Origin of the sequence: Klebsiella sp. CTHL.F3a (assembly GCF_019890895.1) — a bacterium.
GTDB lineage: Bacteria > Pseudomonadota > Gammaproteobacteria > Enterobacterales > Enterobacteriaceae > Klebsiella > Klebsiella grimontii.
Genome location: NZ_CP082360.1, coordinates 1,400,254 through 1,414,083 on the forward strand (window position 1 = coordinate 1,400,254; position 13,830 = coordinate 1,414,083).

A 13,830-nucleotide genomic window follows, 5' to 3' on the forward strand; every position below is an offset into this window, starting at 1 on the left:
CTATCGGCAATTTGCTGTTCACTATGACTCTGTGAAAATCAAAAAGTTTAGGCGGCAAGCAACTCTTTCGCGTTTGCCAGAGTATTACGAGTGACTTCACTACCGCCCAGCAGGCGGGCCAGTTCCTGCAAACGAGCGCGTTTATCCAGAGGGTGCATATGCGTCTCGGTCATTTCACCATCCGTTTCTTTGCAGACGAAGAAATGGTGATGTCCACAACCGGCAACCTGCGGTAAGTGGGTAACGCACATTACCTGGGTTGATTCGCCTAATTGACGCAGCAGTTTACCGACGACCGCTGCCGTAGGGCCGCTGATGCCGACATCTACTTCATCGAAAATCAACGCCGGAGTTTCCATCTTACGCGCGGTGATGACCTGAATCGCCAGCGCAATACGTGACAGCTCGCCTCCGGAGGCAACTTTAGCAATCGGCTGCAGCGGCTGACCCGGGTTAGTGGTGACGCGGAATTCGATATGGTCCGCGCCTTCAGCCGTAAGGTGGCGTTCATCAAATGCGACATCAATGGCGAACACTCCGTGCGGCATCGAGAGTGAGTGCATACTCTCCGTAATTAGCCGGGTCAATTCATCGGCGCTATTTTGGCGCAAGGCATGCAGCTGCTTTGCCGTATCCAGCGCCAGCTGATGATGCTCAACGACCAGTTGGCTAAGAGATTCCAGAGAACCGGCGCTATCATCCAGCATACGCTGCTCTTCCAGTAGGGATTGGTAAAGGTCAGGAAGCTCTTCGGGCGTGATTTGGTGCTTCCGCGCGAGGGCGATCTGTCGGGATATACGCTGCTCCAGCTCGAACAGGCGGTTCGGATCGAGATCGAGGCGATCGTGATAATGGCGCAGTTCGTCCGTTGCTTCGCTAAGCTGGATAGACGCCTCTTCAAGCATATCGAGTACCCCGGAGAGGTTACTGTCCATACCTGCCAGCTCGCTGACCAGCTGCTTCGCGGCGTACAGTTGACTCTGCAAGTTGGATTCTTCGCCGTCTGCCAGTACCGTCAGCGCATGCTGGCAGGTCGTCAGCAGCTGACCGCTGTTAGCCAGACGTTTGTATTCTTCATCAATTTGTTCGAATTCGCCCGACTGCGGGTTGAACTCGTTTAGCTCTTTTAATTGATATTGCAGCAGGTCCGCACGGGCTGCGCGCTCCTGACTTTGCTGCTGATGCTGCGCCAGATCGCGACAGCTTTTATGCCACTGACGATAGCGCTCTGCCATTAGCTGAGTAAGCGCATACTCACCAGTATAGCCATCAAGCAGCGTCTTCTGGTGTTCGGGTTTAGTCAGCAACTGGTGGGCGTGCTGGCCGTGGATCTGGATAAGCAGTTGACCCAGATCGCGAAGCTGGGATAAAGGGACTGCCGTGCCGTTAATAAAACCGCGAGAGCGGCCGTCAGCGCTTATGACGCGGCGAAGTAAACACTCACGCCCGCTTTCCAACTGGTTCTGTTCCAGCCAGCGCTGAGCGGCAGGTGTGTCTTTCAGGGAGAAGCGGGCGCATAAATCAGCCCGGTTGGCGCCTCTGCGCACCATATCGGCTTCCGCCCGACCACCGAGGCACAGCCCCAGCGCGTCGATAGCGATCGATTTACCGGCGCCGGTCTCGCCGGTAATGGCGGTCATACCGCTGTGAAAATCGATTTCAAGCTCACGAACAATAGCAAAATTACTAATAGTGAGTTGTGCCAACATAGCTGCCTTCCTGTATGAAAAACCATTACTGTGTTTTCGTACAGTATAATCTGGTTTTTTATCCAGTAAAGGGGCTGGCTATAAAATCAGAACAATTTTTTCGACCAGCCAAGCTTGGTGCTTAATGTGTTGAAATAGCTGTAATCTTTTGGGTGGATGAGATTGAGGTGATAATCACAGCGGCGAATCAGCACATCTTCACCATCCTGAATTGGAAGCGCTATCTGGCTATCGCAGCTAATTTCAAGGTCGCTACAGCGTTGAGAAAAGCGCAGGCGAATGGTGCTGTCGCCATTGATCACCAGCGGGCGTGCCGAGAGCGTATGCGGGAACATGGGGACCAGGGTGATCGCATCCAGTGAAGGCGTGAGGATCGGCCCTCCAGCAGAGAGTGAATAAGCCGTGGAGCCGGTGGGCGTGGAGATAATCAGGCCATCGGAGCGCTGAGAGAAAGCAAATACCTCATCAATGTAAACTTCAAACTCAATCATATGCGCCACTTTGCCGGGGTGCAGGACAACTTCATTAATTGCCGTGCTGATGCGCTTCTGACAATCCTGCTGACACACCTGAGCTTCCAGCAGAAAGCGTTTTTCGGCGATATAGTGGCCTTCAAGCACATCGGCAAGCTGCTGTAGCGCGTTATCCGGGTCGAGATCGGTCAGAAAACCGAGGTTGCCGCGGTTAATCCCAATAACGTTAATGTCGTAGCGCGCCAGCGTACGGGCTGCGCCGAGCATATTGCCATCGCCGCCAACCACGACGGCCAGATCTGCCTGTTGGCCAATTTCGGCCAACGTCCCGGTCTTGACATTGCTGAGCTGAAGTTCATGCGCTATTTGCTGCTCAACCAGCACTTCATAACCTTTGCCGGACAGCCAGCGCCAGAGCATTTCATGTGTGGTCAGCGCGGTTGGGTGACGAGGGTGTCCCACAATGCCTATACACTTGAAGTGGTTCTTCATGATCTGGATGTCCTTGCGTTAAATGAATAGTGACAATCTGGCCGCGTTCCCTTGAAACCAGGAAACTGATCCCCATAATAAGCGAAGTTAGCGAGATGAATGCGAAAAAAACGCGGAGAAATTCATGAGTAGTAAAGAACAGAAAACGCCTGAGGGGCAAGCCCCGGAAGAAATTATCACGGAGCAGCACGACGACGTTGAGGCGGTAGAGCCTGAGGTTTCGGCTGAGCAGGTGGATCCGCGCGATGAAAAAATTGCGAATCTGGAAGCTCAGCTTGCTGAAGCGCAGAAGCGCGAACGTGAAGTATTGCTACGTGCGAAAGCCGATGAAGATAACCTGCGCCGCCGTACCGAGCTGGATATCGAAAAAGCGCATAAGTTTGCGCTGGAAAAATTCGTCAACGAGCTGCTGCCGGTCATCGACAGCCTGGATCGCGCGCTGGAAGTCGCTGATAAAGCTAACCCGGATATGGCGCCGATGGTTGAAGGCATCGAACTGACGCTGAAGTCCATGCTCGACGTGGTACGTAAGTTCGGCGTGGAAGTGATTGGCGATACGAACGTGCCGCTGGATCCGAACGTCCATCAGGCCATTGCGATGGTTGAGTCCGAAGACGTAGCGCCAGGCAACGTGCTGGGCGTTATGCAAAAGGGTTATACCCTGAACGGTCGTACTATTCGCGCGGCGATGGTCACCGTCGCGAAAGCGAAGTAAATAAGCGAAACGGCTACCGTGAGGTGGCCGTTTTTCTATTTCCTTCTGCCAGCCCGCAGGGGGGCTATGACTCAGCCACGCTCTCGCGAATGGGTTTAACCGGCATCACCTTCACCCGTTTGATCATATTCTCCTGAACATCAAGAATATCGATATCATACTGTTCGATGCGTACGCGGGTACCCGGAGCGGGGATCTCTTCGAGTGCTTCCAGGATGATACCGTTAATGGTTCGCGCTTCATCTTCCGGGAGATGCCAGTTAAATGCCTTGTTGATTTCCCGTACGTTGGCGGTTCCATCGATAATCACTGAGCCATCATTAAGCGGCGTCACCTCTTCAGCAAGCGTAGGCGACATTGAAGTCGTAAAATCGCCGACGATCTCTTCGAGGATATCCTCAACCGTAACCAGACCCTGAATGTCGCCATATTCATCAACGACCAGACCCACTTTCTTTTTATTACGCTGGAATTTCACCAGCTGCGTACTGAGCGGCGTTCCTTCCGGCACGAAGTAAATTTCATCGGCGGCGCGCAGCATGACTTCTTTTGTGAACTCTTTTTTCTCGGTCATCAGGCGATAAGCTTCGCGTACCCGCAGCATGCTGATGGCATCGTCCAGCGTGTCGCGGTACAGCACGATGCGCCCGTGTGGAGAGTGGGTCAGCTGGCGGACGATGGATTTCCAGTCGTCGTTAATATTGATACCGACAATATCGTTGCGCGGAACCATGATGTCATCAACGCTGACTTTCTCGAGGTCCAGGACGGAGAGCAGCATGTCCTGATTGCGCCGGGAGATTTGCGAACGTGATTCATTAACGATAGTGCGCAGCTCATCTTTGCTTAATGCCCCGCTAATCACGATGTCGGTTTTAATGCCCATCATGCGCATCAGAATGCGGGTAATCGTGTTGAGCAACCACACCAGCGGCATCATCAGTATTTGCAGCGGCGCGAGCAGGAGGCTGCTGGGATAGGCGACCTTTTCTGGATAGAGCGCCGCGATGGTTTTTGGCAGCACTTCGGCAAACACCAGCACCACAAACGTCAGGACGCCGGTGGCAATGGCGACGCCGGCATCGCCGTACAGGCGCATACCTACAATGGTACCCAACGCCGAGGCAAGAATGTTGACGAGGTTATTACCAATGAGAACCAGGCTAATGAGACGGTCAGGCTTGCGCAGGAGCTTTTCGACGCGTTTTGCCTGACGATTGCCCTGCTTGGCCAAATGACGCAGGCGATAGCGGTTTAGCGTCATCATGCCGGTTTCTGAACCGGAGAAATAGGCGGAGATAACCACCATGACGATCAGCGTCACGATCAGCGTGGTGGTGGAGATATGTTCCACTTGGGATTCCTTAAAGACTTAGCTCATGAACTGTTGCAATACGCGGCTACCAAAGTAGGCCAGCGTCAACAGTCCTGCGCCAGTCACGTTAAACCAGACGACCCGGCGTCCGCGCCACCCTTCATGATAGTGGCCCCAAAGCAGGACGATATAAACAAACCACGCAATAATAGACAGTACTGCTTTATCAATGTTTTCCGCGCTAAACAGGTTGTGCATATAAAACAACCCGGTGCACAGCGTCAGGGTTAACAGCACCACGCCTATCTGGGTGATATGGAACATTTTACGTTCAATGCTCATCAGCGGCGGCATTTCGCTACTGAAGGTCAACTTTTTATTCTTCAGCTGATAGTCAATCCACGCCAGCTGCAGAGCGTAAAGCGCAGCGATAATCAGCGTAGCATAAGAAAAGAGCGACAGGCCGATATGGACCAACATCCCCGGCGTGGTTTCCAGATGCGTGATGTACTCGTTCGGCATAAAGGTCGCGAACGCGAGGTTAATTAAGGCGAAGGTGTAGACAATGGGCAGCAATAGCCAGCCGCGATTACGCGATGCGACGATGGTCATCACCGTACAGATCATCAGGCTGACCAGCGATCCCACGTTTAATAGACTGAGGTTTTGCCCGCTTTCGCCGCCGGGAAAAATGCGTGACTCCAGCGCGAAGGCGTGACAAATCAACGCAATAGTTGCGGAAAGAATCGCCATCCGCCGCCAACTGCTGTTTTTTTGCAGCAGACCAGGGACGATCAGCGCGAGGCTGATGGAGTACGCGACAAGAGCGAGTAGAGCAAAAACAGGCATATGGGCGTCGACTGTTGACTAAATAGTAAAGAGAAGCAGTATAGCGTCACGCGACTCTGGCTCCAACCGTTGCAGCACATTCGCGTTTATGTCGTGTTATACTGCGCCCATTCCGTTTTTGTGTCGCTGCGGCGACCGACCGTTTCCACCTCAGGCGAGAGACAATGTTTGATAATTTAACCGATCGTTTGTCGCGTACGCTGCGCAACATTAGCGGCCGCGGACGCCTTACTGAAGACAACATTAAAGATACCCTGCGCGAAGTGCGTATGGCGCTGCTGGAGGCGGACGTTGCTCTGCCTGTGGTACGTGACTTCATCAACCGCGTAAAAGAAAGCGCGGTAGGTCATGAAGTCAACAAAAGCCTGACCCCGGGCCAGGAGTTCGTCAAAATTGTGCGCAACGAACTGGTTGCCGCGATGGGCGAAGAGAACCAGGCGCTGGATTTAGCCGCGCAGCCGCCAGCCGTGGTGCTGATGGCCGGTTTGCAGGGGGCGGGTAAAACCACCAGCGTCGCTAAGCTGGGTAAGTTCCTGCGTGAAAAGCACAAGAAGAAAGTCCTGGTGGTTTCCGCTGACGTCTATCGCCCTGCGGCGATCAAGCAGCTGGAAACGCTGGCCGAGCAGGTTAGCGTTGATTTCTTCCCGTCTGACGTAGGTCAGAAGCCGGTTGATATCGTGAATGCCGCGCTGAAGGAAGCGAAGCTCAAATTCTACGACGTGCTGCTGGTGGATACTGCCGGTCGTCTGCACGTTGATGAAGCGATGATGGATGAGATTAAGCAGGTCCATGCGTCTCTCAATCCAGTAGAAACCCTCTTTGTTGTCGATGCGATGACCGGCCAGGATGCGGCGAACACGGCGAAAGCGTTTAACGAGGCTCTGCCGTTGACCGGGGTGGTGCTGACCAAAGTGGACGGCGACGCCCGCGGCGGTGCGGCGCTGTCGATTCGTCATATCACCGGTAAGCCGATTAAATTCCTTGGCGTTGGCGAGAAAACCGAAGCGCTGGAGCCGTTCCATCCGGACCGTATCGCCTCCCGTATTCTCGGCATGGGCGACGTTCTGTCGCTGATCGAAGATATCGAAAGTAAGGTTGACCGCGCGCAGGCTGAAAAGCTGGCTTCCAAACTGAAAAAAGGCGACGGTTTTGATCTCACCGATTTCCTTGAACAGCTGCGGCAGATGAAAAACATGGGCGGTATGGCCAGCCTGATGGGCAAGCTGCCGGGCATGGGACAGATACCGGACAACGTTAAATCGCAGATGGACGATAAAGTGCTGGTGCGTATGGAAGCCATCATCAACTCGATGACGCTGAAAGAGCGCGCCAAACCGGAAATTATTAAAGGTTCGCGTAAGCGCCGCATCGCCGCAGGCTGCGGAATGCAGGTGCAGGATGTGAACCGTCTGCTCAAACAGTTTGATGATATGCAGCGCATGATGAAGAAGATGAAGTCGAAAGGCGGCATGATGAAGATGATGCGCGGAATGAAAGGTATGATGCCGCCTGGGTTCCCCGGCGGGCGATAGTATCGTCGCTATTTTGCTGTCGGGGCGCGCTTCTTTTTTTACCCATTGTTGGCGCGCTCTGGCTCAGTTACCCCATTTAGGGGGCCTTCCACGGCAGAGTTTATAACTGCTGATTGCAATTTCCCCAGAAATCAGTAAAATTTTCGGGCTTTTAATATGACACCGGGCTCCGTTCCTCGATGGGGCCCGGTGTTTTATTCACACAAGAGGATGTTATGGTTACTATTCGTTTAGCACGTCACGGCGCGAAAAAGCGTCCGTTCTACCAGGTTGTTGTTACCGACAGCCGTAATGCACGCAACGGTCGCTTCATCGAGCGCGTTGGTTTCTTCAACCCGATCGCTTCTGCGACCGAAGAAGGAACTCGTCTGGATCTGGATCGTATCGCTCACTGGGTTGGCCTGGGCGCTACTGTTTCCGATCGCGTAGCTGCGCTGATCAAAGCCGCTAACAAAGCAGCTTAATCTGTCACGGTGGTCATGATGAGCAAGCAACACACCGCACAAGCACCTGTTGAACCGATTGTATTGGGCAAGATGGGTTCTTCCTACGGTATCCGTGGTTGGCTCAGAGTGTTTTCCTCCACCGAAGACGCCGAAAGCATTTTTGACTATCAGCCCTGGTTTATCCAGAAGGCGGGTCAGTGGCAGGTTGTTGAGCTGGAAAGCTGGCGCCACCACAATCAGGATATCGTCATTAAGCTGAAAGGCATTGACGATCGCGATGCAGCGAATCTTTTGACTAATTGCGAAATTGTCGTGGATTCATCGCAGCTGCCTGCGCTTGAAGAGGGTGACTATTACTGGAAAGACCTGATGGGCTGCCAGGTAGTGACCACTGAAGGTTATGGTCTCGGTAAAGTCATCGATATGATGGAAACTGGATCTAATGACGTTCTCGTCATCAAGGCAAACCTGAAAGATGCATTTGGTATCAAGGAGCGGTTGGTTCCGTTCCTCGATGGGCAGGTTATCAAGAAAGTCGATCTCGCTACTCGTACTATCGAAGTAGATTGGGATCCTGGTTTTTAAATTCTCCGGATAAACGGTAAAAAACGGCACTATGGGGATTGGCTTGTGTTTATAGGTATCGTTAGCCTGTTTCCTGAAATGTTCCGCGCAATTACCGATTACGGGGTAACTGGCCGGGCAGTAAAAAATGGCCTGCTGAGCATCCAGAGCTGGAGTCCTCGTGATTTCGCTCATGACCGGCACCGTACCGTGGACGATCGTCCTTACGGCGGCGGACCGGGGATGTTAATGATGGTACAACCTTTACGGGATGCCATTCATGCAGCAAAAGCCGCGGCAGGTGAAGGCGCAAAGGTGATTTATCTTTCACCTCAGGGACGCAAGCTTGATCAAGCGGGCGTCAGCGAACTGGCAACCAATCAGAAGCTGATTTTGGTGTGCGGTCGTTACGAAGGCGTAGATGAGCGCGTAATTCAGACCGAGATTGATGAAGAATGGTCAATCGGCGATTATGTTCTCAGCGGTGGCGAGCTACCGGCAATGACGCTGATTGATTCCGTTTCCCGGTTTATTCCGGGGGTTCTGGGTCATGAAGCTTCAGCAATCGAGGACTCTTTTGCTGAAGGATTGCTGGATTGCCCGCACTATACGCGCCCTGAAGTGTTAGAAGGTATGGAAGTACCGCCAGTATTGCTGTCGGGAAACCACGCTGAGATACGTCGCTGGCGTCTGAAGCAGTCGCTGGGCCGAACCTGGCTTAGAAGACCTGAACTTTTGGAAAACCTGGCTCTGACTGAAGAGCAAGCAAGGTTGCTGGCGGAGTTCAAAAAAGAGCTCGCGCAACAGCAGCATAAACATGATGGGATGGCGTAAGCCCCCAATATCAGTTTACCCAGGATAAGAGATTAAATTATGAGCAACATTATTAAGCAACTTGAACAAGAACAGATGAAGCAGGACGTACCTTCCTTCCGTCCGGGTGATACCGTGGAAGTGAAAGTATGGGTTGTTGAAGGTTCCAAAAAACGTCTGCAGGCATTCGAGGGCGTGGTTATCGCTATTCGTAACCGCGGTCTGCACTCTGCATTCACTGTTCGTAAAATTTCCAACGGCGAAGGCGTTGAGCGTGTCTTCCAGACTCACTCTCCGGTAGTTGACAGCATTTCTGTCAAACGTCGTGGTGCTGTACGTAAAGCTAAACTGTACTACCTGCGTGAGCGTACCGGTAAGTCTGCTCGTATCAAAGAGCGTCTTAACTAAGATTCGCTTTCGCGACATCCTGAATGAGAGGGCTGGCCTGATGGGCTGGCCCTTTTTTTATCTTTATTTTAACCATTTTATTGTGAATCATTTACAATACGGCCCTCATTTGGAGGGGCGGTGGTCAGCAATATTCTTCATCAATCAGCATCTCAACGGCGAGCCGCATGGCTGGCGCTGTTTGCGATCGCGCTGATCGTGGTGGCGCCGTTGATCTCAGTCGCTTTGCAAAAAGATCCGATGAGCGGAATGCACCACGCAATGATGACGATGGCGGAAGATGCGCCATCACATCAGATGACGATGATGCACACCGACGCTTCGACGCCGCAACGCTCGCACGGCGTGCCGCTCGATCATGCTGAAGCCTGCGGCTACTGCGTGCTCTTAGCTCACGTGCCAGGCTTTATCTTCGCGCTGGTGTTGTTGCTTGCTATGGTGCTTCGACGCCAGCGAGTGCCTGTTAGCCGACCGGTGAACAAACACTGGCATTACTTTCCCTGGCTTTATCCCCTTACCCGAGCGCCGCCTCTTCCGTCTGCTTTCCCCCTTAGATAAAAAAACAACCTGCGCACTGCGCAACGTTCTCTTTTGCTTTTAAAAAGGAAAAGTATGACTACCTGCACCTCGCGCGCAGCATGGCTGAACCTGCTGCGTCGTCTTCATTTCTATATCGGACTGTTTATCGGACCGTTTATTTTTGTGGCGGCTCTGACCGGCACGCTATATGTCGCCAGTCCGCAGCTGGAAAGCTGGCTCTATCAGGATGCGCTTCGCGGTACCCTCAGTGGAGAAAAACAGCCGCTCAGCGCGCAAATTACCGTAGCAACAGAGGCTATTCAGGGAAACCTGCGCCTGCATGCGGTACGTCCGGGGATACTGGCTGGCGATACTACCCGAGTGATGTTTATTGACCCGAGCCTTGGCGAGTCGGAAACACGGGCAATTTTTGTCGATCCGGTGACTTTAAGGGTAAAAGGAGATCTGCCGGTTTACGGTACCAGCGGTATTTTGCCGCTGCGTCAGTGGATTGATTATGCCCACCGCTCATTGCTCCTGGGAAGTGTTGGTCGCCTGTACAGCGAGCTTGCTGCGTCCTGGATGTGGGTTGCCGCTCTCGGTGGGATCGCGCTGTGGTCGATGACCCGCCCGCGTCGTCGCATTAACAATAAGATGCAGAATAGCCGCCGCCTGCATGTGTCTCTCGGATGGGCATTGCTGGTCGGTATGCTCATCTTCTCTGCGACCGGTTTAACGTGGTCACAATGGGCCGGTGGTAACGTCGATAAGATGCGCGCCGCCTTTGGTTGGCTGACGCCACAGGTAAATACGCAGCTGCAAAGCGCCGTTCCGGCAGTTCACGATCCGCATGCGGAACATCATATGGGAAGCAGGATGATGGGCGAGGCGGCAGCATCGCCGCTGCGCGTAGAGGAGTTTGACAAGGTTCTGCTGGCCGCACGCGCGGCGGGGCTGGATGCCGGCAAGCTGGAGATTCGACCGCCGTCGGGTTCCGGGCGCGCGTGGACGGTAAATGAAATCGACAGAAGCTGGCCAACACAGGTTGATGCTGTCGCGATCGAGGGGTCAACGATGCGGATCGTGGACCGTACGCATTTTCCCGACTTTCCGCTCATGGCCAAGCTGACCCGCTGGGGTGTTGATTTCCATATGGGAATTTTGTTCGGCCTTGTTAATCAGCTATTGCTTATCGCGTTCGGAACCGCACTCTGCGTGATGATAGTAGTGGGATATCGCTTGTGGTGGATCCGCCGCCCGGCGCGCGCGGCGTTTAACCCGGCAAATACGTTGATACAAGCGTGGTTTGGATTAGCATGGCCCGCTCGTCTGCTGACTGCCGTCATTGCACTGTTGTTGGGGGTTGCGCTGCCGCTAATGGGGGGCAGCCTCGCGCTATGTCTCGCCGTTGATTATCTGCGCTGGCGCGCAGCAACGGCGATGTTAGAGGCTAAACCAGTCGAATAGGTTGTCTAAGGCGTGCTGATAACCACCGTGACGCGGCGGTTTTCAGCGCGTCCTTTCGCGGTATCGTTACTGGCTATCGGATACTTTTTCCCAAGTCCGCGAGTGGTCAAATTGGCTCGTGGAATATTCGCCCCTTCGGCCCAGGCATCCGCAACGCTGTTGGCGCGCTTAAGCGATAACATTTCGTTGTAGCCGTCTTCGCCGTAATTATCAGTATGGCCTTCGAGACGGCTGTGGGTAATACCGGTGGTGGCCAGCCGTGAAGCCATTGTGCGGATTTGCTGCTTACTATCGGCACGCAGGTGGTAGTCATTTTTATCAAATAAGATGGTATCAGATATTCCTAATGACCAGTCGCCGTTGGTTTCAGTAAAGCCGTATGACTTCATTGCTGCAATTTGTTCTGCAGAGAATTTTCCTTGCGGGGCCTGGCAGCCGCTAAGAAAAATTGCGGCAAGTAAAGCAGGTGCAAAATATTTCCCAATCATGGTGATTCCTTTTATTTTTGCGTTTGCTGCAAGCGCTGGTGTTTCATCCGATACATATTTTGATCGGCAAGCTCTTGCAGATTTTCCGCGGAGGCATGTTCCCAGGTTAAAGCGTATCCAATACTCAGTGACAGACTGGCGGTGTGGCCATTGTGGAGATTAAACGGCGGGATAAACTGTTCGGACAACGCACGGCACAGGGCCTGAACTTCGGCCTCTGAATGAACATCGCGTAGCAGAATGGCAAATTCATCGCCGCCGAGACGCCATGCCTGATGCTGTTTGCCGACAAAGGCCATCAGGCGGCTCGCGACTTCAATTAACACTTTATCGCCAGCTGCGTGGCCCCAGTTATCGTTAATAAGCTTGAAGTTATCGCCATCAAGAAATAACAGCGCGGAACTACTGTGGACGGTTTCGTCTCTCATCAGCTCATTAATGACATTACGGAAAGCCGCTCTGTTAGCCAGACCGGTCAACGGATCGTGCAATGAACTGCGCAGGAGCTGAGCATTTTTAGCCTGAAGCTGTCGCTGCCAGTCCTCCATTTCGCCCAACAGGCTATTAAAGTCCTGGGCAAAAAGGTGGAATTCTTCAATGCGCTCTTCGGGGACCCGGCGAGAAAAATGGCGATTTTCGCGAATGTCATGTACCACTTCGGTAATGCTCTGTAATGCAGCCACAATGCCGCGGTGCAGCGAGTGGGTCAGGAGCAAAGCGATGCAGGAAGCAAGAAAAATGCTGCCGGTGAGCACAATAATTGAGATGCCAAGAAAATAGCTTATCAGCCGGTCCAGCGCGGTCAGACGGAGTTCACCGATGATTTTCCCCTGGTGCCAGATAGGTTGTACCGTGGGTTCAGGAAATAACCATTTGCTGATAATGTCGCTGATTTTATCCTGCCTGACCAGACGTTCGTTATGCCATGAGGCGAAGGGTTTTTGTCGGCCATCGACCAGAATGGCTTTGGAGAATTGCCCCTGTCTTCCCAGCGTGGCCAGCGTATCTTCAGCCGCTGCGCTATCGCCGAAAACAAGCGCGGCTTCCAGGCTGCGACCCATGGTAGCGGCGGTAAGCTCCAGGTTTTTTTGTGCGTACTGCTTAAGTGTGAATATGGAAGCGGCGCAGAGTAACAGCCAGACCAGTGTCATAGAGATCACCACGCTTATCATGCTGATACGGCGAAGCGCTCTTTTAAATGTGGGGCGCGGGGCCTGAGAAAAATCCTTATTCATGTGATGTTTTCCGGGCAAGCATCAGCACCTCGGGATTAACCCGAACGCCGCTGTGCGTCAGTACATCCAGATTTACGGAAAATCTGACTCTCTCATTGTTTATAAGCAGGCAAAAAGCGCTGCCAATAGAGCAATCGGTGTTTTGTTCCGCAATAAGTAATAGGGGCCGGTTTCCATATTTGGCCGTAAATTCAGACTGTTGGATCGGTGATTCACTGCCAAAATAAAAACCATCGCAGGTCGTCTGTAAGGCTTCTTCTGTATTACGAACAATCACGGGTTTGTAAGGCAATATTTCCGGTGCCTCTTCGGCCAGGCTATGGATATAACGTGATGTCGAAAAAATACATAGCCTTGGAGGACCTGATAATTGCGGCCAGCGTGTATAAGTCACGATCCCCGAAACGATCGTCCGAACATTTTCAGACGGCCCGGAGGCAGCAGCAGAGATACCCACGAGTGATAGTACTAAAGTCAAAAAGAGACGGTGAAGAACAGTCATTACGGTTCCGTCAGGTTGTCATAGCGTGGGGGATGCAGATTGCTGAAACCCGGGCGAAGAATAGCATTATTGATGAAAAGCGTCATTAGCCAGCCTCGCCGCTTTAAGATAATTCTCACCAGGATTTTTCGTAAAAGAATGGCTTTAAAAAGGGGAGTCATGGGCGTTAAATCGCTTTGTGTAAACAATAATGTACAATAAAAATGGAATGTAGCGCGATTTAATTTCTTGGTGTAAAGTAAAATTTACGTAATATGGATTGAAATCTTTACTTTGTGTGGTATCGTTACGTCATCCTCGCTG

The 13,830-nt window shown here is 52.6% G+C and carries 15 protein-coding genes; 8 read left to right on the forward strand and 7 right to left on the reverse strand.

Going from position 1 to position 13,830, the window contains the following annotated elements; all coding sequences use genetic code 11:
* Nucleotides 1-47: 47 nt before the first annotated feature.
* A complete protein-coding gene (gene recN / locus K7H21_RS06740) occupies nt 48-1,709 on the reverse strand; it encodes a DNA repair protein RecN (RefSeq protein WP_004123801.1) in 1,662 nt (553 codons plus the stop codon).
* An 86-nt stretch (nt 1,710-1,795) separates the two neighbouring features.
* A complete protein-coding gene (gene nadK, locus K7H21_RS06745; RefSeq protein WP_004123797.1) occupies nt 1,796-2,674 on the reverse strand; it encodes an NAD(+) kinase in 879 nt (292 codons plus the stop codon).
* Nucleotides 2,675-2,798: 124 nt separating this feature from the next.
* Here nadK and grpE point away from each other — a divergent pair, with 124 nt between their 5' ends.
* The gene (gene grpE / locus K7H21_RS06750) at nt 2,799-3,389 is read left to right on the forward strand and encodes a nucleotide exchange factor GrpE (protein WP_004123793.1); all 591 of its coding nucleotides are present in this window, start codon (nt 2,799-2,801) and stop codon (nt 3,387-3,389) included.
* 64 nt (nt 3,390-3,453) lie between these two features.
* Here the strand turns inward: grpE and K7H21_RS06755 are convergent, their stop codons facing one another.
* A complete protein-coding gene (locus tag K7H21_RS06755) occupies nt 3,454-4,743 on the reverse strand; it encodes an HlyC/CorC family transporter (RefSeq protein ID WP_004123790.1) in 1,290 nt (429 codons plus the stop codon).
* 18 nt (nt 4,744-4,761) lie between these two features.
* Nucleotides 4,762-5,553 (reverse strand): cytochrome C assembly family protein, encoded by a 792-nt coding sequence (locus tag K7H21_RS06760; RefSeq protein WP_004123787.1) that lies wholly within the window; start codon nt 5,551-5,553, stop codon nt 4,762-4,764.
* 164 nt (nt 5,554-5,717) lie between these two features.
* On the opposite strand from K7H21_RS06760, the gene ffh reads away from it, so the two are divergent.
* From ffh to K7H21_RS06795, 7 genes are all read left to right on the forward strand, one after another.
* Nucleotides 5,718-7,085, forward strand: coding sequence for a signal recognition particle protein (gene ffh, locus K7H21_RS06765; RefSeq protein WP_004123779.1), 1,368 nt, complete (start codon nt 5,718-5,720; stop codon nt 7,083-7,085).
* A 215-nt stretch (nt 7,086-7,300) separates the two neighbouring features.
* Nucleotides 7,301-7,549, forward strand: coding sequence for a 30S ribosomal protein S16 (rpsP, locus tag K7H21_RS06770; protein ID WP_004123777.1), 249 nt, complete (start codon nt 7,301-7,303; stop codon nt 7,547-7,549).
* An 18-nt stretch (nt 7,550-7,567) separates the two neighbouring features.
* A complete protein-coding gene (gene rimM / locus K7H21_RS06775) occupies nt 7,568-8,116 on the forward strand; it encodes a ribosome maturation factor RimM (protein WP_004123774.1) in 549 nt (182 codons plus the stop codon).
* 45 nt (nt 8,117-8,161) lie between these two features.
* Nucleotides 8,162-8,929 (forward strand): tRNA (guanosine(37)-N1)-methyltransferase TrmD, encoded by a 768-nt coding sequence (trmD, locus tag K7H21_RS06780; RefSeq protein ID WP_004104636.1) that lies wholly within the window; start codon nt 8,162-8,164, stop codon nt 8,927-8,929.
* 39 nt (nt 8,930-8,968) lie between these two features.
* A complete protein-coding gene (gene rplS, locus K7H21_RS06785) occupies nt 8,969-9,316 on the forward strand; it encodes a 50S ribosomal protein L19 (RefSeq protein WP_004104634.1) in 348 nt (115 codons plus the stop codon).
* 120 nt (nt 9,317-9,436) lie between these two features.
* A complete protein-coding gene (locus tag K7H21_RS06790) occupies nt 9,437-9,874 on the forward strand; it encodes a DUF2946 domain-containing protein (RefSeq protein WP_139529795.1) in 438 nt (145 codons plus the stop codon).
* Nucleotides 9,875-9,928: 54 nt separating this feature from the next.
* A complete protein-coding gene (locus K7H21_RS06795) occupies nt 9,929-11,302 on the forward strand; it encodes a PepSY-associated TM helix domain-containing protein (protein WP_223035662.1) in 1,374 nt (457 codons plus the stop codon).
* Between the two features lie 5 nt (nt 11,303-11,307).
* Here K7H21_RS06795 and K7H21_RS06800 read toward each other — a convergent pair whose 3' ends face one another.
* The 3 genes from K7H21_RS06800 to K7H21_RS06810 are packed head-to-tail and all read right to left on the reverse strand — an operon-like array spanning nt 11,308 to nt 13,527.
* A complete protein-coding gene (locus tag K7H21_RS06800) occupies nt 11,308-11,790 on the reverse strand; it encodes an OmpA family protein (protein ID WP_004136929.1) in 483 nt (160 codons plus the stop codon).
* Nucleotides 11,791-11,801: 11 nt separating this feature from the next.
* Complete coding sequence (dgcN, locus tag K7H21_RS06805) at nt 11,802-13,025, reverse strand: diguanylate cyclase DgcN/YfiN (protein WP_223035663.1); 1,224 nt, start codon at nt 13,023-13,025, stop codon at nt 11,802-11,804.
* Nucleotides 13,018-13,527 (reverse strand): regulatory sequestration protein YfiR, encoded by a 510-nt coding sequence (locus tag K7H21_RS06810; protein ID WP_223035664.1) that lies wholly within the window; start codon nt 13,525-13,527, stop codon nt 13,018-13,020. The genes dgcN and K7H21_RS06810 overlap by 8 nt, the downstream gene beginning before the upstream one ends.
* Nucleotides 13,528-13,830 lie beyond the last annotated feature (303 nt).